This is a genomic window from Microcoleus sp. S36a_B3 (genome assembly GCF_036700745.1).
Classification (GTDB): domain Bacteria; phylum Cyanobacteriota; class Cyanobacteriia; order Cyanobacteriales; family Microcoleaceae; genus Microcoleus.
The window spans coordinates 128002-149486 of record NZ_JAUBPN010000015.1 but is presented as its reverse complement, the minus strand read 5'-3'; the positions used below and the strand labels follow the sequence as shown (position 1 = coordinate 149486).

At 45.7% G+C, this 21485-nt stretch carries 18 protein-coding genes and 1 tRNA gene; 10 read left to right on the top strand and 9 right to left on the bottom strand.

Translation table 11 applies throughout. The features are described 5' to 3' along the window. The first annotated feature begins 6 nt into the window (after window positions 1-6). On the top strand, window positions 7-1647 hold the full coding sequence (locus tag QUA01_RS17710; protein WP_333091331.1) for an AAA family ATPase: 1641 nt from the start codon (window positions 7-9) through the stop codon (window positions 1645-1647). Window positions 1648-1705: 58 nt separating this feature from the next. Here the strand turns inward: QUA01_RS17710 and QUA01_RS17705 are convergent, their stop codons facing one another. Continuing rightward, window positions 1706-2782, bottom strand: coding sequence for a DUF3616 domain-containing protein (locus QUA01_RS17705; protein ID WP_333091330.1), 1077 nt, complete (start codon window positions 2780-2782; stop codon window positions 1706-1708). 386 nt (window positions 2783-3168) lie between these two features. Here QUA01_RS17705 and QUA01_RS17700 point away from each other — a divergent pair, with 386 nt between their 5' ends. Continuing rightward, window positions 3169-4272: a site-2 protease family protein gene (locus tag QUA01_RS17700; RefSeq protein ID WP_333091329.1), complete on the top strand. Its 1104-nt coding sequence runs from the start codon at window positions 3169-3171 to the stop codon at window positions 4270-4272. Between the two features lie 514 nt (window positions 4273-4786). Here the strand turns inward: QUA01_RS17700 and QUA01_RS17695 are convergent. The 3 genes from QUA01_RS17695 to QUA01_RS17685 form a co-directional block, all read right to left on the bottom strand. Continuing rightward, window positions 4787-8395 (bottom strand): PAS domain S-box protein, encoded by a 3609-nt coding sequence (locus QUA01_RS17695; RefSeq protein WP_333091328.1) that lies wholly within the window; start codon window positions 8393-8395, stop codon window positions 4787-4789. Window positions 8396-8646: 251 nt separating this feature from the next. After that, window positions 8647-8775, bottom strand: a complete 129-nt coding sequence (locus QUA01_RS17690) for a hypothetical protein (RefSeq protein WP_333091326.1) — start codon at window positions 8773-8775, stop codon at window positions 8647-8649. Between the two features lie 424 nt (window positions 8776-9199). After that, complete coding sequence (locus QUA01_RS17685; RefSeq protein WP_194011110.1) at window positions 9200-9586, bottom strand: AbrB family transcriptional regulator; 387 nt, start codon at window positions 9584-9586, stop codon at window positions 9200-9202. 263 nt (window positions 9587-9849) lie between these two features. Here QUA01_RS17685 and QUA01_RS17680 point away from each other — a divergent pair, with 263 nt between their 5' ends. The 4 genes from QUA01_RS17680 to pyrR all read left to right on the top strand — a co-directional run bounded on the left by QUA01_RS17680 (window position 9850) and on the right by pyrR (window position 12602). Then, the gene (locus QUA01_RS17680) at window positions 9850-10293 is read left to right on the top strand and encodes an Rrf2 family transcriptional regulator (protein WP_194011111.1); all 444 of its coding nucleotides are present in this window, start codon (window positions 9850-9852) and stop codon (window positions 10291-10293) included. Between the two features lie 33 nt (window positions 10294-10326). Beyond that, the gene (locus QUA01_RS17675; RefSeq protein WP_194011112.1) at window positions 10327-10740 is read left to right on the top strand and encodes a GFA family protein; all 414 of its coding nucleotides are present in this window, start codon (window positions 10327-10329) and stop codon (window positions 10738-10740) included. Between the two features lie 97 nt (window positions 10741-10837). After that, complete coding sequence (cbiB, locus tag QUA01_RS17670) at window positions 10838-11917, top strand: adenosylcobinamide-phosphate synthase CbiB (RefSeq protein ID WP_194067699.1); 1080 nt, start codon at window positions 10838-10840, stop codon at window positions 11915-11917. 151 nt (window positions 11918-12068) lie between these two features. Then, window positions 12069-12602, top strand: coding sequence for a bifunctional pyr operon transcriptional regulator/uracil phosphoribosyltransferase PyrR (gene pyrR / locus QUA01_RS17665; RefSeq protein ID WP_194011114.1), 534 nt, complete (start codon window positions 12069-12071; stop codon window positions 12600-12602). 350 nt (window positions 12603-12952) lie between these two features. Here pyrR and QUA01_RS17660 read toward each other — a convergent pair. Next, window positions 12953-13025, bottom strand: a tRNA-Ile gene (locus tag QUA01_RS17660). A 190-nt stretch (window positions 13026-13215) separates the two neighbouring features. On the opposite strand from QUA01_RS17660, the gene QUA01_RS17655 reads away from it, so the two are divergent. Both QUA01_RS17655 and QUA01_RS17650 read left to right on the top strand, forming a co-directional pair. Further along, the gene (locus QUA01_RS17655; RefSeq protein ID WP_194067698.1) at window positions 13216-13905 is read left to right on the top strand and encodes a hypothetical protein; all 690 of its coding nucleotides are present in this window, start codon (window positions 13216-13218) and stop codon (window positions 13903-13905) included. 65 nt (window positions 13906-13970) lie between these two features. Next, on the top strand, window positions 13971-15449 hold the full coding sequence (locus QUA01_RS17650; protein ID WP_333091325.1) for a hemolysin family protein: 1479 nt from the start codon (window positions 13971-13973) through the stop codon (window positions 15447-15449). A gap of 7 nt (window positions 15450-15456) precedes the next feature. On the opposite strand, the gene QUA01_RS17645 is transcribed toward QUA01_RS17650, so the two are convergent. Further along, a complete protein-coding gene (locus tag QUA01_RS17645; RefSeq protein WP_194067696.1) occupies window positions 15457-16071 on the bottom strand; it encodes a hypothetical protein in 615 nt (204 codons plus the stop codon). 45 nt (window positions 16072-16116) lie between these two features. After that, on the bottom strand, window positions 16117-16680 hold the full coding sequence (locus QUA01_RS17640) for a hypothetical protein (protein WP_228049997.1): 564 nt from the start codon (window positions 16678-16680) through the stop codon (window positions 16117-16119). A gap of 348 nt (window positions 16681-17028) precedes the next feature. Here QUA01_RS17640 and QUA01_RS17635 point away from each other — a divergent pair, with 348 nt between their 5' ends. Beyond that, a complete protein-coding gene (locus tag QUA01_RS17635) occupies window positions 17029-17541 on the top strand; it encodes a hypothetical protein (RefSeq protein ID WP_333091321.1) in 513 nt (170 codons plus the stop codon). A gap of 105 nt (window positions 17542-17646) precedes the next feature. On the opposite strand, the gene queC is transcribed toward QUA01_RS17635, so the two are convergent. Continuing rightward, the gene (gene queC, locus QUA01_RS17630; RefSeq protein ID WP_333091319.1) at window positions 17647-18321 is read right to left on the bottom strand and encodes a 7-cyano-7-deazaguanine synthase QueC; all 675 of its coding nucleotides are present in this window, start codon (window positions 18319-18321) and stop codon (window positions 17647-17649) included. A gap of 154 nt (window positions 18322-18475) precedes the next feature. Then, window positions 18476-19810, bottom strand: a complete 1335-nt coding sequence (locus tag QUA01_RS17625) for a cytosine deaminase (protein ID WP_333091318.1) — start codon at window positions 19808-19810, stop codon at window positions 18476-18478. Between the two features lie 421 nt (window positions 19811-20231). On the opposite strand from QUA01_RS17625, the gene QUA01_RS17620 reads away from it, so the two are divergent. After that, the gene (locus QUA01_RS17620) at window positions 20232-21473 is read left to right on the top strand and encodes a GTP cyclohydrolase II (protein WP_194067692.1); all 1242 of its coding nucleotides are present in this window, start codon (window positions 20232-20234) and stop codon (window positions 21471-21473) included. Window positions 21474-21485 lie beyond the last annotated feature (12 nt).

Below are 21485 nucleotides of genomic sequence, written 5' to 3'. Positions count from 1 at the left end.
AATAAGATGACAGTAGATCGCGAACAAATTCGAGAATTAGATGCCGTCAATCCCATCAAAAATAATCCTTTCGATTCACTGGTAAAGCGACTGGATTTGATGATTCGCGCCCGCTACTCGCTGCTGTACATTGTCGGCGCTGAGGAGGAACCCGTCGAAGCTGTAATTGCCCAAGTGGCGCTGCAAGTAACTCCCGCGCGCCGAGTATTGTTCTGGGATATCGTGCGCGGCTGGGAAGACAACGGTTCTGCAAAAGGTTCAGTAATGGCGGCGCTCGATCGCATCGGCAAGACTGCTGTAGAAGAATATACCATATTTGTACTGCGGGATTTGCACCCAATTTTGAGAGCGCCCTACACAGAAAGAAATGCTCCCGTAGTGCGGGAATTGCGTAATTTAACCAGGGAATTGAAGCGCAGCAAAAAAACAATCGTCCTCACTTCTGTCGCCCTCGAATTGCCAGAAGAATTGAAAGAAGAAGCCACAGTAATTGATTTCCCTTTGCCCAACGTCCAAGAAATCGATAGTTTGATTTCCCGCATTGTAGAAAAACCGGAACAGTTGCAAGTTAGCGGTTTAGCAAAGGAACAATTAGTTAAAGCTTGTCAAGGTTTGAGCCGCGCTCGGATCGGGCGGGTTTTGGCTAAAGCTTTGGCGGCAAAACAACAAATTAATGAGTCAGATATTGATGGAGTTTTGGAAGAAAAACAGCAAGCAATTCGCAAAACAGGAATTTTGGAGTTTTTCAATTCGCGAGAATCTCTCAAAAGTGTCGGCGGATTGGAGAATTTGAAGCAGTGGGTAAAGATGCGGCAAGATGCTTTTACTGACGAGGCGCGCCGCTACGGCATACCCAATCCAAAAGGGGTTTTGTTAGTAGGAATTCAAGGAACGGGCAAATCTTTATCGGCGAAAACTATTGCTGCTGAATGGCGTTTGCCGCTGCTGCGTTTGGATACTGGCAGATTGTTCGGCGGCGTGGTCGGGGAAAGCGAAAGCCGCGTTCGACAAATGATACAATTGGCAGAGGCGATCGCCCCTTGCGTCTTGTGGATCGATGAAATAGATAAAGCCTTCGGCAACATTATCAGCGGCGGCGACGGCGATTCGGGAACTTCGCGCCGGGTATTCGGCAGTTGGATTACTTGGATGCAGGAAAAAACCAGCCCGGTGTTTATTGTCGCAACTGCAAATAACGTCCGAATTCTTCCGGCGGAGTTGCTCAGAAAGGGCAGGTTTGATGAGATTTTCTTTTTGAATTTGCCCTCAGAGTCGGAACGGCAAGATATTTTTAAAGTGCATTTGCAGCGTTTGCGCCCGACTAGATTGCGCGACTTTGATTTGGAGATTTTGGCGAAGTCTGCTAAGAATTTTAGCGGTGCGGAAATTGAGCAAGTTGTAATTGATGGATTGTACCGGGCTTTTGGGACTTTTGTGAACGGGCAGCGCCGAGATTTGACGACGGAGGATGTTTTGAGGTCGATCGAGGATACGGTACCATTAGCTGCGATCGCCCGATCGCAAATTGAAGATTTGAAGCGGTGGGCGGCCGAAGCGGGTGCGAGAACAGCTTCTAACGATACTCGATTGATTGATGAATTGAAGCGCTACAGCAGGCCGCTGGGTGAAGATGCGATCGACAATTAACCAAATTTCTGTTTGTAGTAAGGACTAAATTCCTAAATTTTGCGGAGTGTCGTCCTCACTACGAACCCAATCTAAAAATATCCGCAAAAATCGCATTTTCCCCAACCATTCTACTCACAGCAGGCGAATCGTAAACCACTAACAGCGCATTCTCCTCCCCCAAATAGGGAAACAAACTCAACCCCTCAGCATTGTCCGTACCAACCTGAAAAGGCAAGTCAAATAAAACCTCCAAATCTCCCCCACCTTGCCCAGTAATACTGTCGCCCGAGCGCCCTAAAATCCCCTTTAACCGAAAAACCCTCATCTCTCCAGATAAAGTCATCGTCGGCCCGCCTAAAACAATCAAATCTTCCCCATTAAAACACAATTCTCGCACACCCAAACCGTTCAAATCGACAAAATGTTTTTTGTATAATTTCCCTGCTTCCCCAATTTCCTTAAGCCTTAAAACTCCCGGTTCTGCTTCTTCAACCTCCAGTTCTAAAATTATCGCCCAACCCCGCAGCACCGGGCCCCGCAAACCGAGAAAAATGCTCTCCCCCCGCACCGCCAACCCTTCAATATCGAAGCCATTTTCTTTGCTCGGAATTGGCACAGAAAAATACAATCCGAGATGTTTGTCATCTTGCAGCGCATCTGTCAGCAGATTGCCCGTTTCTGTCCGCTGAAGGCATCCCGCCGTTAATTGAATTTGGGGATTTTCAGGATGGGAAATTGACTTGTACAAAATCCCGTCTTTTACAGGAACTTTGGCTAGCAAATAGCGGTTGACATCTGTCTCAATTGTGGCTAATCTTTCGATATCGTCTTCGCAATCTTTACCTTTAGGTTTTTTGCGTTTTGTGCTGTGAGAACCGACCAGCCAAAGGCAATTGCTGCTGAAATCAATTCCTTCAATATCGATTTCGTCGTCTCCCGATAAATCGATAAAATCCGCGACCGCAAATTTTTGATGTTCTCCAAAAACATGAGGCGCGACAGGCGACAAACATTCCAGCGAAGTCGTTTCATCGGAACCCAGCCACAAATGGCCGTCGGGAGTCAAAGCAACAGCGGATAAATCTGTAATAATCTCGCTCGCTTCGCTGTTGAATTGCAGCAGCAGGCGGCCGAGCAAAAAGGATTCTGACATAATTATTAGCACCAAAACTATTCTTATAGTAAGTGATTATAGCTAAAATTGCTTGAAACTGATATCGAGTCAGAGCTGCAATAGTCCGCCAGGGAATTAATTCCCCGTATCAAAGGTAAAATCGGTTTTAACCGACTGAAAACTTATATTTAAAACTTAAATAAATATAATGTTATGTCCTCAGAGAGATGACTTCCGTTCTTTCGGCGATTGTCAATCCCTGGCAGCCCTGCAGCCCTAACTGCAGTCGGCGGTTATTATTCAGCAAACCGAACCTCTACAGACGGATAACACCCTAATTGAAACATTAACATTTGAGTTACATTTCGTTACTATAAGGAAACAGAGAAAAAACTTTTCGCCCATAATATCAGAGGTAGCCAATTATGAACGGTACATTTCGCGTCGGCAACCTGTTTGGAATTCCCTTTTATGTCAACGTATCTTGGTTTCTAGTTCTGGGTTTAGTAACTTGGCAATACGGCGGCGCACTAGCTAACCTGTTTCCTGCATTAGGCCCCGTAGCGCCCTGGATGCTGGGATTGTTCACAGCGCTACTGTTATTTGCTTCCGTCTTAGCCCACGAATTAGGACACAGTTGGGTGGCCATCAAACAGGGAATTGGCGTGAAATCGATTTCGCTATTTCTGTTTGGCGGGCTGGCTAATTTGGAAAGAGAATCAAAAACCCCAGCCGAAGCATTTTGGGTCGCCATTGCAGGCCCGTTAGTTAGCTTATTGTTGTCGGGTTTGTTAACTGCGATCGGCATCGGTGCTGGTCTCACAGGCCCCGCAGCCGCCATCGTCGGACTTTTAGCTTCGATCAACTTAGTTTTAGCCTTATTTAACTTAATTCCGGGTTTGCCCCTCGACGGCGGCAACATCCTCAAAGCGATCGTCTGGAAGATTACCGGCAACCCTTACAAAGGCATAATTTTTGCTAGTCGCGTCGGTCAAATCATTGGTTGGATTGCCATTGCTACAGGCATATTTGGTAATATTTGGAATCTAGTAATTGGTTGGTTCTTGTTGCAAAATGCTGGTCAATCCGCACAATATGGCACAGTCCAAAATCAACTCGCAGGGCTGACAGCCGCAGATGCTGTTACCGCGCAAAGCCCGATCGTCCCAGAAAACTTATCGCTCAGAGAATTTGCCAACAACTACGTGATCGGTAACACTCAAAACTGGCGTCGATTCCTAGTTACCGACGATGCGGGACAATTGGTAGGGGCGATCGACCTTGACGACCTCAAAACCATCCCCACCGGTACCTGGCCCCAAGTTTTGGTCAAAGAACTCGTCAAGCCGATCGAATTTTCCACCACCGTCAAACCAGAATTATCCCTCCTCGAAGTCGTCACTCTCCTAGAACAACTTAAAGTACAAGAACTCCCCGTGATTCGCGAAAACGGAGTTCTCGTGGGACTTGTAGAAAAAGCAGAGATTGCCCGCCTACTACAAAAACGAGCTCAAGCAGATCCTGCTTGATACCCTCAGATACTTGACAAATAATAGTTAACCCCCTCGATTGCTTTTACCAAAAGGGCGATCGGGGGGGTTAACTGTAGCTTCACAAAATTCAACTCAAACCTTAAATTATTAGCGACAAATCAACAATGATAATTATCAGAGTTTTTTAATCAAGCGAGGACGTTAGGCCATTTCAGGACTTTTCCTCTCAATCGGAAACACTACGGTTTACTCAGAATCGAAAACTTAATAACTTAAACACCTCCTACAGTCTTCTCTCCTGTAAGTTGCCTTCCTCAAAGGAGACTCTTCCTCGCCTATCTGCATTACCAGTCAACAGTCAAAACTCAGTAGAGGCGGTGGATGGTGCGTGCGGGCCCTCTTAACTTAACAGTCAACAGTCAACAGTCAACAGTCATGTATGAGTGCAACCGGAATTGATATTACATGATAGTTGAGAAAATCAGCATCAAAAATGTTTTTCATAATACTCTTTGAGAATAATATAAGGTTTATATTGCACACCCTAGAGTTAAATTGATGCAATTAAATCGAGAATTTCTTGATAATCAAAATTATCTAAATGATTCATCAAAATTTCGGCAAAAAGCTCGTTTTTGCTGCGGATTTCCTCAATTGTTGTAGCAATAAAATCGAAGTCAGCCTCACGGACTGCTTGTTGAAGTTTGCTCGTCCATTCTGGAGAAACTTGCGGTTTAGAGTTAAGCGTAAATATTTTATGAGTATCCAATATTTCTTGTTTTAGGATAGTTGAAGTCTCTGAAATATTATTTATATCAACAGGGAAAATAGCCGTAACGACTGGAATATCAAACTTAAAAACTGTACCGCGTCCCACTTCGCTTTCGGCGGTAATTTTGCCACCCATTAATTTTATGAACTCACGGCTGATGCTTAATCCTAAACCCATACCTTTTTGAAGTGTCTTCCCCGATGAACTTTGCATGAATAATTCAAATATACTATCTAATTCTTCCGGGTCGATGCCAACTCCTGTATCGGTAATTTCAAAGCAAATAAAAACTTTTGATAAGCTTTCAAATGATTTAACAAAATCTTCTTTTACAGACCTTGTTCTTCCTTCTTGCTTCGCTCGGACGGTGACTGATACTGAGCCGTTTTGAGTAAATTTCACTGCATTGTCTAAGATATTAATCAGCACTTCCCGCAACTTAATGTCATCTGTTTCTATGTATTGAGGGAGATCCGAGGAGCAGTCAATAATTAATTTTATTTTTTTATTTAGTGCCGGAATTTGGAACATATTCTGCACGTCGCTCAGCAAGCGGTACAAGTCAAAGCATTTGGGGTAGATTGTCATGCGCCCCGCTTCAATTTTAGATAAGGCTAAGACTCTATCTATCAGTTGAAGCAGGTGTTCTCCGCTGCGGCGAATAATTTTGATATTTTCTTTTTCCGTGAAAGTTAAATTAGGGCTGGGTTCTATTAATTGAGCGAAGCCGAGAATGGCATTGAGGGGGGTTCGCAATTCGTGGCTCATGTTGGCGAGAAAGATGCTTTTAGTTTTGTTTCCAGCTTCTGCTGCTAATGCGGCTTCTTTGAGTTGTTGTTCTGCTTGTTTGCGATCGCTAATATCGAGTATTATGCCGTGCCAGACGATATCTCCATTTTCGCGCAATTCCGGCCGAGAATGAGCTTGCAGCCATTTGAGTTTTCCAGAGGCTGTGACAATCCGCCACTCGCGGGCAAATGGTTCGAGATTTACAGCACTTCTGACAATGGCCTCGAAGTAGCTGGGGCGATCGTCCGGGTGCATTTGTTCGTAGAGTAAAGCAAAGTTGTTCTGGATTTCCTCCGGCTCTAATTCTTGAATTTCTCGGCACATAGGACTGATATATTCCATCTTGACAGAGCCGTCGGGATGCTGTACGAATATGTAAAGTTCTCCGGGCACCGTGATTGCTAATTTGTGAAATAGAGCTTCACTTTTTTGCAAGGCTATTTGTGCTTGTTTGCGATCGCCAATATCAATCCCAAACCCAAACAAAAAGTCAAAATTGCCATTTTCATCCAAAACGGGCGTACCGTACCACTCGACTAACAAAGTATCACCGCACTTAGTGAGAATCCGGTGCTCGTTAACCGTTTGCTCCCTCGCTGTGACGCGCTCAAAAATCGAGTGCAATCCGGCTCGATCGCCCTCCGGTACAAATTTAGCTAAATAATCTTGGCCGATAACTTCAGCAGCAGTATAGCCCACAGATTCCAGCATACATTCATTGGCCAGCAGGATTTTACCCTCCGAATCGATCGCCACAAAAAAGATCGGAGAATTTTTGATAATCTTTAAATTAAAGTCCCGCTCTTGGTGGATAATTTTTTCAGCTTGCTGGCGCTCCTCAATTTCGAGCTGCAAGCGGGCATTAATTTGAGCTAGTTCCAGAGTGCGCGAGGTTACTTCCGTTTCCAGGGTACGGTTGTAGTCTGCCAATATTTGCTCTGCTTGTTTGCGCGCCGTGATATCTTCAAAAACAATCAGTACGTAAATCACATTCCCCTCAGCATCAAACATTGGCTGCGATCGCACTTGCAAGGGAATAACTTTCCCATTCCGGCGAAGATCCATATCTTCAAGGAACGTTTCTTTGCCCATCACGGCGCGTTCAAAGGGCGAATCTTCGATCGGGTACAGCCTGTCTGTTCCCGATATATAAAGTTGATAAGTTTCGGAAAGTTCTTCAGGGGTGGTATTTGCCACCGCCCCTTTGCCCGTAATTTCTCCTCCCATCGAATTCATAAAAATACTGCTACCAGCCGGAGTCAGAGCTATCACCCCAACCGGCAAGCTTTCTAACAACTTGGCAAATTTTTCCTCGCTTTGGGCCAAAGCTTGAAAAGACTTTTTCAATTGAGCCGCCATTTCGTTAAAAGACTGTGCTAAGGAGCCGATTTCATCAAGCCTGCTGATAGCAACAGTGCGATCGAATTCTCCTTGGGCGATATCTTTAGCTGCTTGGTTGAGGCGCAGCAGGGGCAGCGTCATCCACCGGGCATTGAGCGCTCCGACAATTGTCGATAGCAGCAGCGCCGCGGCACAAAGTAAAATTGTACTGCGGGTATTTTTGTTAATTTGTCCCATGAAATCCGATGCGGGAACGGCGATCGCGATCAGCCAGTTCAAACCGTTACTATCCGAAAACGGCAGCACTTCCACAAAATATTCTGCCCCATCTCGGCTAAATTTCAGTTGTTGTCGCTGCTGAATGTTACTAAAGCCGCCAAACTGTTCGTACAAATACTTAGCTGCGGTGCGAATGACAAAAGTTTCACTGTCTAAAACATTTAGACGCTCAGGTTCCTGCTTTCCCGACATCTTTCTAAAGGATGATTCTTGACTCGAACTTGCCACCAGCAAGCCCGATCGTTCGATCGCAAAAATTTCTCCAGTTTTGCTAACCTTGAGGCGATGGAGATATTGCTGAAGCTCCCAGAGGGACAAATCTACCGCACAAACTCCCAGCAATTCACCATTGCGATCCCGAATCGGTTGGCTCGCAGCAATAAACACAGTCCCCGGAGTAAAACCCCGATAAATGCTCGTCCAAATTGGTTTGTTAGCTGCGACAGCTTCTTTGTACCAGGGGCGCGATCGGGCATCATAGGTTCCCGGTTCTGCTTTTAATTTGGCGGTGCGAGTACCTTGTTTGTCTGTTGTGTAGTAGATATTCTGATAGTTAGTAGACTTGTTAGCTGCGACAATTTGCAAGCTGTTGTCCTTCGGGTTGCGTTTAATGCCGAGATATTCTCCTGTTTTTTGAGAACCGAGGGAAATCCATTGAATGCTTTTAAACGATCGCATTTGCTGCCAGAGGAACTTCTCTCCTCCCGGCTGGGCTTGTCCTAACTGTAAGTTTAATTCGGCGCGATCGATCGCTGAGGCATTAAGTTGATTTACCCAGTGGGTATTTTCCACAACAGCAGTCAGTTGTTCTTCAACTCTATTCCCCGTCTGGGCGATCGATTTCAGAGCGACTTCTTCGACTGCTCTTTCTCCATTGCGAAAGGAAAGATACCCGACAATCCCTACGGCTGCGACGATTTGCACCACAAAAGAGCCTACTAGAACGCAACGCAGGGGTATTTTTGTTGGCTGTGACAAAGTTTTGCTCGCGACTCGGGGCAACGGCATAGGCTGGTGTCTAATTGCTCTCTAACACTTTAACTGTTCCAGCCCGTAATTTCAGTGTGTTTTGGAGACACCACCCAAAAACCAAGTTTCTACATCAATATATCAACGGAGCAGCAACAATTTTCCCAGAAACAAGGTTTTTTGATTTTTATTTCTATCACTTGCGGGTGATGGATTGTCTCAAGTTACATTCTTTTTTTAGTTCGATCGCGCCTTGCGGTTCAAAAACCCGGTTTCTCGATCGCTTGTTGACTGTTGTGCAACATATCAACCTTAGCTACTTCTTCTTTCTCGCAGGATTTCCGGCTTGGCATTTGTAGTGCGATTACCTGAACCGACTTGAGCTGCATCAATATTCTATCTGTTAACCGCAGATTTCCAGCAGATGCAACACTGATGAACGCAGATACATTCAACAATTGAAAGCGATTGAGTCGAACTCAAGTTTCAGCAAAAAAATGTTTTTTACAGAGCCGGAGATGCTTTCTCTACCTCTTTCCCTGTTTTTTCTTACTTTTCTCTGCTTCACGCTTGACCTCTCTTTAACGCGCGGAAAATCCCTCGCTTGTCCGAACGGATATAGCGAGGGGTGAGAATAGGTATTCTCAGAAAATATCAAGTAGTGGCAGTGGCTTTTGTCGAGCCATTGCCATCTATAGAAGCCATACTGTTGTGAGCGCACAGAAAGATTTCAGAGCTAACTCTCTGCTTGCACTCAATGCTTGAAATCAAACCAATCAGTTCAAGCAAGAAGTTAAAGCAAGTCCTAAAGACTTAGGCTACTTCTTCGCGATCGATTTGGCGCAGGTGAATGTGCTTGCGTCCCAAAGAGATTTCAAATTCATCTCCTGCCTTCAGTTCCATTTGTTTGGTGTAGGCGGCTCCAATCAGTAAATTGCCGTTAGATTGAACGCTAATCCGATAGCTGGCAGAGCGTCCGCCGCGTCCGTTACCGTTTTGCTTCCCGTCTAACTGAATGCCTTCTGCATCAATCAGTGCATTCAGGAATTTCATCATGTTGACCCGTTCTACGCCATTCTTGGTAACGGTGTAGTAGCCACAGGCTCTAGCTTTTTCTTCCTTGGTGAGGTTCTCTAGCTCTTTGACCTTTTGGATCAGGTCTTCTCCTTCAAGGGGTTCGATATTTTTCTTTTTAGCCATCTACTGAGTCCTGAAATATTCAACTGGTGTACGGAATTTTTCTCGGTTGATTTTTGGTTTGACCAAGAAACTTTAGCTTTATAGCCGATCGTAAAACCATCTTACACCGATCGGCTCAATTGTTAACCACTATTGTCTAAATATTTTTAACAAGGTGCAGTCTTTCTTGAGAAGTAGCAGCCGGTGCAAGCAATCTCTAAACTCGGTAGCATAAGCTATCAGCTATCAGCTAGCTAAATATTTGCCCCCAATTTTAAAATCCCATGAAGTTAACCACACGCGGACACTACAGTGTCAAAGCATTACTGGATCTAAGTTTGCAACCTCGGTTCGGCCCGACATCGGTAAAATCGATCGCGAACCGACAGGAGTTACCGGCTCCGTATCTCGAAAAATTATTGATTGAAATGCGACGAGCCGGTTTAGTCCAATCAGTTCGGGGTTCCCAGGGAGGATATCAATTAGCCCGCGAGCCGGCTCAAATTTCTTTAGGACAAATCTTAGAGGCGGTAGGCGAAACTATTGAACCTTTACCTCGACATTCTCCCGACGCGACGCAAGCAGAGGATTGGGTAACATTCAGTTTGTGGAACCGATTGCACAAAAAACTTGCCGAAGCGCTATACACTATTTCCCTCGAAGACTTATACTATGATGTCCGCAGTTGGCAAGCTGCTCTGGGAGAAGAAACTAGCTTTATCATTTAGATGGTAAGTTGATTTATTTGATCGCCCGAAAACATGGACACAACACTTGTTACCTACTCCGGCGGCTGTCATTGCGGTGCTGTCCGCTTCACAGTCGCGGTTGACAAACACGAAGCATCTGACTGCAACTGCTCTATCTGTAAAAAGAAAGGATTTTTGCACCTAATTGTGCCGCCGGAACGTTTTACGTTGCTGTGCGGCGAAGATGTTTTGACAACTTATACGTTTAATACAGGAACTGCCAAACATACTTTCTGCCGGATTTGTGGGATTCACTCGTTCTATCGTCCCCGATCGCATCCCGATCAATTCGATGTCAACGTCCGCTGTCTTGACTCCGATGCCGTTTCCCAATTTCAGATTCTACCCTTTGATGGTGTTAATTGGGAGCAGAACGTACACAAGCTTGGCGACGAAAGTAATCTCAGCACTGAAAATCTGGGATAAAAAATCCAATTCGGCTGTTGGTAACAGCAGCTAAAACCAGCCCGATCGAACGATCGCTCGCTGGCAGGACAGACTATCAAGTTTGACACAATATATAATGATGCCGGATCAATTTGCTGTTTTGATTTTAGCTGCGGTATTGGATTATTCGATCGGCGATCCTTGGGGTTGGCCGCATCCCGTACAGGCGATGGGTTGGGCGATCGACCGCTATACTCGAATTGTCTTTAGTATCTGGAATAATCCCGCAGACAAAATGGCTCCTGCGGGCGATCGTCCGGCCGGTGAGCTGCACAAACTGCTGCTGCGATGTGCTGGTACAATACTAGCGATCGGGCTGATTCTAGGCAGTTATACTGTCAGTTGGTCGATCGTCCTTGCTGCTAGTTGGGTGCACCCTCTTTTAAGTATTGCCCTGCAGACCATTTTGCTCGCAAGCTGTTTTGCCGGTCGCAGTTTGAGGGCGGCGGCTCAAGATGTGCTAGCACCTTTAACTGTTGCAGATTTAGTCAAGGCGCGGGAACGGTTGAGTCTTTATGTCGGCCGGGATACTGAAAACTTATCCGAGCCAGAAATTCTGCGAGCATTGTTAGAAACTGTAACAGAGAATGCAGTCGATGGCGTGACAGCGCCGCTATTTTATGCCCTAGTTGGGTTCGCTCTGCCAGATTTATTATTAACTGTTACCAATTTGCCGATCGATCCTAACTCGATGCTCGCCAGCGCGATCGTTCCCTGTGCGATGGCTTACAAAGCAGCCAGCACATTAGATTCAACCGTCGGCTACAAAGAACAGCCATACACTAATTTAGGATGGTTTAGTGCCAAACTAGAAGACGTCCTCACCTGGTTTCCTTGCCGACTAACAGTGATTACTTTAGCCCTGATCTCTGGTAAACCGATCTACGTATGGCAGATTTGTCAGAGAGATGCTGTTAAAGATGTCAGTCCCAATTCCGGTTGGAGCGAGTGCGCCTACGCAGCCATCTTGGGAGTACAACTAGGAGGTATAAATTCCTATCGGGGAGTTATCAAACACAAACCGCTGTTAGGCGAGCCTATTCGCGCGATCGCCCCCGAACAAATTTATCAAGCTTTGCAATTAACTCGCTATTGCTTTTTGACTTGGTTGGGACTATCATGGCTGGTTTATACTTTATGGTTTTTTGTCCCCTAACTGCTGACTTTACTGGGCGACAGATACCAGCCACCAGATTCATCAGTGAAGTCAATCTCAAACTTTTAGGGCCAAGTCGAAATATCTAAAATTATTCAATTATTCAATTGTTCGATGGGCCAACAGCCAACAATTAAATCCCAGTAAAATAATGACTAAAATTATCAAAATTTTATCGCCGGATGAAGTGAGGCGCACTCTCACCCGCGTCGCTTCCGAGATTGTCGAAAAATCTGGGGCTCCGTCGGAGTTAGTGCTGTTGGGGATTTATACTAGAGGAGTGCCACTAGCTCAAATGTTAGCCGATCAAATTGAAGTCCTCGAACAAGTAAAAGTACCGGTGGGCGCTTTGGATATTACCTTTTACCGAGATGATTTGGATCGAGTGGCGATGCGGACACCGGCTAAAACAGAAATTCCTTTCGATTTGACGGGAAAAATCGTTGTGTTGGTAGATGATGTCATATACAAAGGTAGAACAATTCGAGCGGCTTTGAATGCGGTAAACGATTACGGAAGGCCGGAAAAAATTTGGTTGGCGGTATTAGTCGATAGAGGCCACAGAGAAGTGCCGATTCAGCCAGATTTTACGGGTAAAAAGTTGCCGACTGCAAAGGAAGAACAAGTTAAGGTTTACGCTCAAGAGTACGATGGGCGCTACGGGGTGGAATTGATTAAGGGTTGATCTATAGCCTTTCTTTGCTCTCATAGGAGGTACTATCCGGCATCGGCCAAACAGGCCAAACAGGCCAGGCCAAACAGGCCAAACAGGGCATCGGGCATAGGGCATACCTCACGACGCTTGACAACCGCTATAAGTTGAACTTGCGAGTCGATCGACTTGGGTGTCTGGTTCGCGATCGATTTCAGAAGAGTGAAACTGGGTTTCTCCCTCCCTCACCCTCAAAAACTGGGTTGGTACGTATATTTATTGTTACTTAACGCCAAAATTCCCAGAAACCGGGTTTCTCGCCCCATGCGTCGCAGAAATAAGCTTGGTTGCGACGGGCGCTGAGCGTCCTAATTTATTTAAAATCGGCAGTGCAGGAGTTGAACCTGCCTGGGGCGAATTATGAGTTCGCTGCCTAAACCGCTCGGCCAACTGCCGTTAAATTGATTTGTTCAATCTATCTAACTTAAGAAGTAACTATAACATAATTTCTCAGTTCGTGCTAGAACTAGAGAACAAAAATCAAAATCTTTAGATCTGTTGAGTCCCCGATCGCCCGAAACGCACCTGCGCTATCCGGCTCGACCGGACAAAGCAGTTTCTACGACTAGGCATAAAATTACAGGCAATGGCAGTGAATTCAACAGTAGTGCTGACTCTAATTCTGCTAACTCTTATGTTTGGAGCAGGTGTGACGAGTTCTGTTTTGGGATTTACTACAGGTCGCGAAGCCTTGAAAGGAACGACTCAACCTGATGTTCGCCCCAGCAACTATGCAGGCACCGGCAAGCAGGGAACTGTGGCTAGCAAAGAGCAAGTGAGCATTTTGAAAGAAACAGACATTCTTAAAACCGTCAAAGCGCGGATAGAAGGTCGCGATCCTGACAAAACGACCGGAGCAAATACTAAAACAGACAAGACAAGCTCTAAACCAGCCACAGCCAAAAAGCCCGCCGAACCAAAGGCCAGCGCCAAATTTCCCCTGAACAGTCGCGACGGGGGAATAACCCTAGAAGTGAGCGCGGCCAGTCAGCGCGGCAACTCCATGCTGCTAGACGTGAGCATGAAAAACGAAGGTTCCCAATCTGTGAGGTTTCTCTACAGTTTCTTGAACGTCACGGACGATCGCGGCCGGGCCCTTTCGGCGACTGCTGAGGATTTGCCGTCGGAACTGCCCCCCAACGGGCAGGTGTATTACGGTACGGTGAGTATTCCCACCGCTTTGCTGGAAAATGCTAAACAAGTTTCGCTGACGCTGACAGATTATCCAGGTCAAAAACTTCAGTTGCAAATAGCTGGGATTCCAGTAGCGAAGTAAGACAAAAGGAGCAAACACTCCAGGGATTTTGAGGTTCGATCGAGAAAGTTGTTCTAGGGAGCATTGTGTCACTTTTAGGGGCGAGAGTGCAGGAGATAGCTGATTTACCCGCGATGACTCCGACAGAAGTGCTGTCGCGGTTGCTTGCAGTGCTGCTGCTGATTGCGATCAACGCTTTTTTTGTGGCGGCTGAGTTTTCGATGGTGACGGTACGCCGATCGCGCATCAATCAGTTAGCCGAGGCTGGCGACATTGCAGCTTTAACTGTTCAATCTTTGCAGAAAAGTATCGAGCGATTGCTCTCAACAATGCAGTTGGGAATCACTCTTTCTAGTTTAGCTCTCGGCTGGATTGGGGAAGATACGATCGCCGTGCTAGTCCGAATGTCGATCGCCAGTTTGCCGCTGCCACTTTATATCAAATCGGCGCTGGCCCATTCTTTCGGAATATCAATAGTAACTTTTTTCCTGCTAGCTTACCTGCAAATCGTACTCGGCGAACTTTTCCCCAAATCTGTAGCCCTACTTTATTCCGAACAGCTAGCCAGAAGTTTCGGGCCTCCGACTTTATTGATATCCCGGCTGTTCAATCCCTTTGTGTCGTTTCTCAATCAATCCACCCGATCGCTCTTGCGGTTTGCAGGAATCGAATACAACCTAAGACATCGGCCCGTTACTCCCGAAGAATTGCAATTAATTATAGCTACTTCCAGCGAATCAAGCGGCTTACTAGCAGAAGAGCGAGAATTGCTCAATAACGTGTTTGAATTTGGCGAAGTTTGGGTACAAGAAGTGATGGTGCCGAGGCCGAGCATTATCGCACTTCCCAAGACGGCTACATTTCAAACTTTGCTCGACGAAATGGCAATTTCCAACCATTCCTTTTATCCCGTGACGGGAGATTCTTTAGACGATATTATCGGCATTATTGGCTTCAAACAACTTGCAAAACCTCTAGCTGAAGGTTTGCTATCTCCCGACACAGAAATTGTAACTTGGATGAGTGCAGTGAGGTTTGTGCCGGAGATGATGCTGCTGGGAGAATTGCTGCCTTTGATGCAGCGTTCGTCGGAAGAAATTGCGATCGTAGTCGATGAATTTGGGGGCATTTCCGGGTTAGTGACGCTGAGGGATTTGATCGCCGAAATTATTGGCCGCACTTACCACTCGCCCGACAGCAAAGAAATTGCTTTGCAAGTATTGGACGATCGCACTTTTTTAGTACAAGCGCAGCTAAATGTAGATGATGTCAATCAAATATTGAATTTGGATTTGCCGATAGCTGAGGAATATCAAACAATCGGAGGTTTTTTGAGCTATCAGTTGCAAAGAATGCCGGCTGTTGGGGAAGTTTGGCGCGGCGACAATGTGGAACTTACGGTTGTTTCTGTGTCCGGGCCGCGGTTGGAACAACTTCAAATTCATTTGCTGTCAGGGGCGGCGGGCGATCGAACTTTAAGTGAAATTGGACAGATAGAAGGGGAAATTGTGGGAAAAAGTCGCAAGAATAGCGGGTTGAGAGATGTGGCGAGATTTTCTAGTTGAGAATCTTTTAGTTAATGCCTATATAATCTATTCGCTCGAAGTCGCTGCGTACTAAATCATCTAACGTCGGGCCTTTGGGCCGGAAATTAAGGCGATCGCCAGCCCTCACATTTTCGTAATATACGTAGGGAATATAGATATCTTGCTCCTCCATAAAAGCGTAAGTAAAGCGAAAGGCACTGTCAATGTCCTCAGCTTTAACCTCGCGAAAGTCAGAGAGGAATAAGAGATCCATTTCTTCCTCAAAGTACAGCATCTCTGCAAATGCACCTCTGTCGTAGCAGTTATAACCAATATAACCGCAAGTGTCGCTGCATTTGTAGTAGATGGCGCGAGTGGATAGGAACCAGGAAAGGGTGATGGCATCTCCTTCTCCAAATACAAGGGAACCGGGATGATGATTCAGTTGCTCAACGATTGTCCAAGGGTGTCCCCGGAATTGAAATACAATATAGCTTTCGGCCGTAATTTCGATTTCGCGATCGTAGATATCCCGTTCCCAAACATCCGCACGTCTCGCCCTACTAAATTTTTCCGCCACTGACTCAATAGGAGCGCGAACGAGAAGTAGATTTTGGTTTCTGTCAATTGTTTCAATACCTCGGCGCTCTTCAATAGACATAATTTTCACCATTAAGTAAACTATGAATGAGTAGATAATTAACCTTTAATTAATGAAAATCCTGCCGGGGATTCCAGGGCCAATTCGTTCTGGAAGCGTTAGCTGGAGAAAGTAGACTACGGGATTTCTCAACGAAGCTTCACCTAGTTGAAGCTGATTAAAGCTGCCCGGTATTTCACAACCTATAGCGTGCCAGACAGCTACACTTCTCAATGAAGCTTCTGCTACTGTAGCATTACTAATCTGCTTGATATCGGCGCTAGTGAGAAAAATGATTGCTGGTATTCTGCCTGCTGTCTTGGCAGAACTGTCACCGAGTGCATCAATGAAACCGAGAATTTGATAATCTGAGTAACTAGGGGGCAGGAGACCTCCACTAAGTGCCTTTACCTCATAGAAAACGCTATTAGCATATGTTTCAGTTGGGCCTGCTGGAAAATTCACGAACACAAGTGGAAGAACTCCATCAGGTACTACGTTTTGGTACTTATCCTTTGTTTGCCTTTTCCTTGCGTCTGAAAAAAATCGCCTGGTATTTTCTGGAATTGGAGTACCTGGTCTAATGGTAGCTAGTGCAAAGTTTTCATAAGCTTTTCCAACATCACCCATTTCTATCCCTTGACTATCGGCAATTTGATCGAGTCTAGCTTTAGTTGCTGCTCTGTGAGAAGGGTCTGCACAAAACTGAGCCTGAGCTGCAAAAGTAAGCCCATTAATAGCAGTTGCTACCCCATAAATAATGCGGTCTTTTGAAAGTAGTTCATAGCTGAAGCTCCAATGATACTTACAAAATGATGCTTGCGAAATTTATTGCAGAGCATGATTCATAGGATTTTACGAGCCGAGCCATTTCACAGTCAGTGATATAAATTACCAATTGCCACGATCGATGTCACATCTGGAGCCAGACAGGCATGATATCTGTCTACATAAGTAAATATTTAAACAGTACCAGTAATGCTGAAATACTCCTACTTAATTTCTGTTTTTTCTTCTGTCCTTATTGCGTTTCTACCTCTTTTTCAGAATGTAGCGAATGCCCAGGAAGAACCAGGGTGCTTTATACTTGATTCATCAGGTAAAGTCAACAGACTCGATCCTTTATGCAAGCGCGATGAACAGCAGAAATTAAGAAATGCTATGAAAGCTCAAGAACTTTATCAACAAGGATTCGACCTCGGTCGCAAAGAACTGTATAAGGAAGCTGCTGAAGCTTTTACTCAAGCAATTAATCTTAATCCGGATTTTGTAGAAGCTTATATTATCCGTGCTCGTATGCGAGCTGTAATTGGAGAACAACAGGGGGGAGTAGAAGATTTTCAGAAAGCGATAGATATCTACAGGGCTAGAGGACAATCGCAAATAGCTGATATGCTTTTAGTGTCATTGAATTCGCTGCAAAATGAAATTAGGTTTGAACAGGAAGACCAGGCTCAACCGGAAGTTGAGGATGAGCCGGAAGGTAAATAAGCCGCCTAAATTTTAGTTTTGTTTGTAAGGTGCGTCAGGCTTGAAGCGAGTACGAAATAATTAGGTTTTACCTCTGACGCCCCCTAGGAAATGCGTAAGTCATCTTTAAGCGTAAGGCACCGGATCTTTCAAGCCCAATTCCTCAAAAGCCGCCAGCCGCAACCGACAAGAATCGCAAACGCCGCACGCATTTTCGCCGCCTGCGTAACAAGACCAAGTTTGCTCCCAAGGAACTCCCAACTTATTGCCTAATTCAATAATTTCGGTTTTTTTAAGTTCAATCAAAGGTGTTACAATATTAATAGCTTCTCCTTCTCTTCCCTGCTTCGTTCCCAACCGAAATACTTCCTGCATTGCTTGGATGTAATCGAGGCGACAGTCGGGATAGCCAGAATAATCTAAAGCGTTGACACCGATGTAAATACGATCGGCTTCTAGAGTTTCTGCGTAGGCGAGGGCAAAGCTGAGAAAGATTGTATTTCTAGCAGGAACGTAGGTAGTCGGGATGTTTTGAGACATTTCTGCAAGATTGCGATCGATCGGCAATTCCATCTGATTGTCCGTCAAAGCCGAACCGCCCCAAAGCGTCAAGTCAAAGTTTACTATCTGATGCGCCTTAACATCCGCTGAAAGCGCGATCGCCCTTGCTGAATCCAACTCCCGCCGGTGTCTTTGCTGGTAGTCAAAGGAAATCGTGTAACATTCGCAGCCGTCGGCTTTGGCTTGATACAAAACTGTTGAGGAATCCAGCCCTCCCGACAATAAAATAACTGCTTTCACTTAAAATAACCTCCATTAAATTAGCCTTTACATTTATATCAAATTAGTTGTGAATTGACAAGTTTACAGCGATGGATTTTAACGAACCGCGAAGACGCGAAGGAAGAGAAGAGAAGAGAAATATTTGACAGTTTATGCGAGAATTGCTATAAGTTTAACTTGCTAACACATCGTCTAGTTCCCGGTAATCTGGCAAAGTTGTATCAATTTCTTTACCTTGCCGCAAAACTGTGCGATCGCGCTGCGACCGAGATAACAATTCGCTGAAAGTTCGCGCCTTAAATAAAATCAAGTCTGCGGGTAAACCAACTCCTATTCGTCCTACATTCGGCAATCCCATTAAATCTGCTGGTGTTGTTGTGACTGTGCGCGGCCAATCTTCCCAAGGCCTGTCTAAATGGGCTATGCGGACTGACATATTAAAGACTTCTAAAACATCGTGATCTCCAAATCCGTAAAACGGATCGCGACAGTTGTCGCTAGCAACTGTGACGGGAATTCCTGCTGCTTTGAGTTCGTGCACCAGCGTCACTCCCCGCCAGTACGGTGTACGCCCCGATTCTCTGTCTTGCAAATAAAGGTTGCACATCGGTAAGCTGACAATGCCAATATTTGCTTGCTTGACTAATGTCAAAGTTTCTGTTACTAAATCCGGCGGTTGTACGGCTAAACTGCAGCAGTGCCCGCAGATTATTTGACCGCTAAATTCATAGCGAATAGCCGTTTTTGCTACTTCCCGCAGTGTTACTGATTCTGGATCGTCGGTTTCGTCGGTGTGGAAGTCGAGGTTTAAACCGCGTTCTTGGGCTAAGCTAAATACGCGATCGAGTTGTTTGTCTAAATCCGGGTTCATGTAGGCAACTCCGCCGAGGATGCCGCCGATTTGGGCAATTTTGTCTGCTAATTTTTCGCCTGCGGGTGTCAGGTAATAGTCGAGGGAAACTAGGGAAACTGCTTGCAAAATTAGCCGATCGCTCCATTCGGCTTGCAAGGCTTCAAATACTGCTAAACTAACGGTTCCCCCATCGCCTGCGCTGTCGATGTGAGTGCGGATGGCTTTGGTGCCGTGGGCGTAGCTGCACTTGAGGCCGAACTGCATCCGCCGGTAAACATCCTCTGCATTCCAGTGTTTTTCGGCGTCAGCGCGCACAGTCTCCAGCGCACTTGCAAAAGTTCCGTCGGGATTGGGCGATCGTTCCCAAATGTGGCCTTTGTCTAAATGCGCGTGCATATCCACAAAGCAAGGGAAAACTAAGCCGTTTTGCAAGTCTACAATTGGAATATCTCGAAGTTGCGATAAAGGTTCTGTATTGGTGGGGATGATTTGGGCGATCGCACCCGCTGCAATTTCCAGATCCACCGCACAAAAATTGTTCTCTGTCCCCGTTGTTGCAATTGCAGAAACTGAGGGTGCGATCGACTGTATTTCTAGCAGAGACGCGGGGACGCGAGCATTTTTGAGCAAATAATTAGATGTACTTGGCAACATTAACTTTGTGAGTTAGAATTTTATTAATAATTTAGCGATACCAGTTTTAAATATAGCAATTATTTCCAAATTTGGGAACTTTTTTATTTCTCTATTTCCATTTTACTCTCTTTTTTTCTCCTTTGCGCCCTCTGCGCCTCTGCGGTTCGTTAAGCTGTTGTGCATCTAGATTCTGTATGGTGATTGAGGGGGAGAGGGGGAGAGAGGGAGAGGGGGAGAGAGGGAGAAGATTTTTGATCGATCGTCGAAATATACAATGTTTATTTGCACAACAGCTTAAAAAAATATGATTCACACATTAAATCTAATTGCTCTAAAAGATTTCGCTAAAATTGGATAGCTCGAATCCTTCCGCAGACACAATTCTGTTGTTACAATCGATAATCGTTTAAAATTGCCATAGCCAGAGCCAAAAACAACTGTGTCACAACCCAAGCATATAGTTTTAACATCCCATCCCGACAGATCCGGTACAGAACCAATTCCCATTTGTTGGGGAGAAATCGATCCTCTCAAACGGGGGCCGGTGATTGGCAGCCTCAGCAAATCTTCTCACCGGAATGCGATCGGCACTCATTCGGGTTCCTATTCTGTTTATCGAGCGCTAGCAGTTGCTTCCGGCGCACTTCAAGCCGATCACCTGCCCGATTTTACTAACACGTCTCCGGCGGCACGCATCGGGCCTCACCCGAGTTGGGGCGATCGCAATTTGATTGTTTCTCTCGATCCCTTTGGGGGTTTGGTCAGCCAAATTTATACTTCATTTTTTCAGCAGGGATACGATATTCGCCCGACAATTGCTGTTACTAAAGCTCATATTAATATGCCGGAATTGCAAGATGCCATCGCTAAGGGGCGCGTGCAAATTGATGGCAAAATAGTCAAAGCAGGCGGCAATTTAGCGGTAACTAAAATTGCGATCGACCCCGTGTGGTATTTGCCGGGAATTGCCCGCAGGATAGGCGTGCAAGAAAGTGTTCTCCGCCGCGTTTTATTCGAGCAAACAGGCGGTATGTTCTCGGATTTGGTGACGCGGCCGGATTTACAGGTTTTCTTGCCCCCGATTGGCGGAACTACAGTTTATATTATTGGCGATGTTGCAAATATTTCTGACCCTCAGAAGCAGTTGGCGGTAAGGGTACACGATGAATGTAACGGTTCTGATGTGTTCAGTTCAGATATCTGCACTTGCCGCCCTTATTTGGTACATGGGATTGAAATTTGCATCCAAACTGCACAATCCGGCGGTTCTGGAGTAATTGTTTATTTCCGCAAGGAAGGCAGAGCTTTGGGGGAAGTTACGAAGTTTTTGGTGTACAATGCCAGAAAACGGCAGGAAGGGGGCGATCGCGCTGATGCCTATTTTACTCGTACTGAATGTGTCGCCGGAGTTCAAGATATGCGGTTTCAAGAACTCATGCCAGATGTTTTGCACTGGTTGGGGATCTCTCGAATTGACAGTTTAGTTTCTATGAGCGATCTCAAATACAATGCAATTATCAATTCTGGCATTCAAGTAGTCGATCGCATCCCCATTCCCGAAAATTGGATTCCCGCAGACGCCCAAGTCGAAATCGCCGCCAAAAAAGCAGCCGGCTACTACACGCCAGACCCCGTGCCAGATGCTACAATTCTTGCAGAAGCCATGATTGACGCGATTTAGGAGATTGACAGG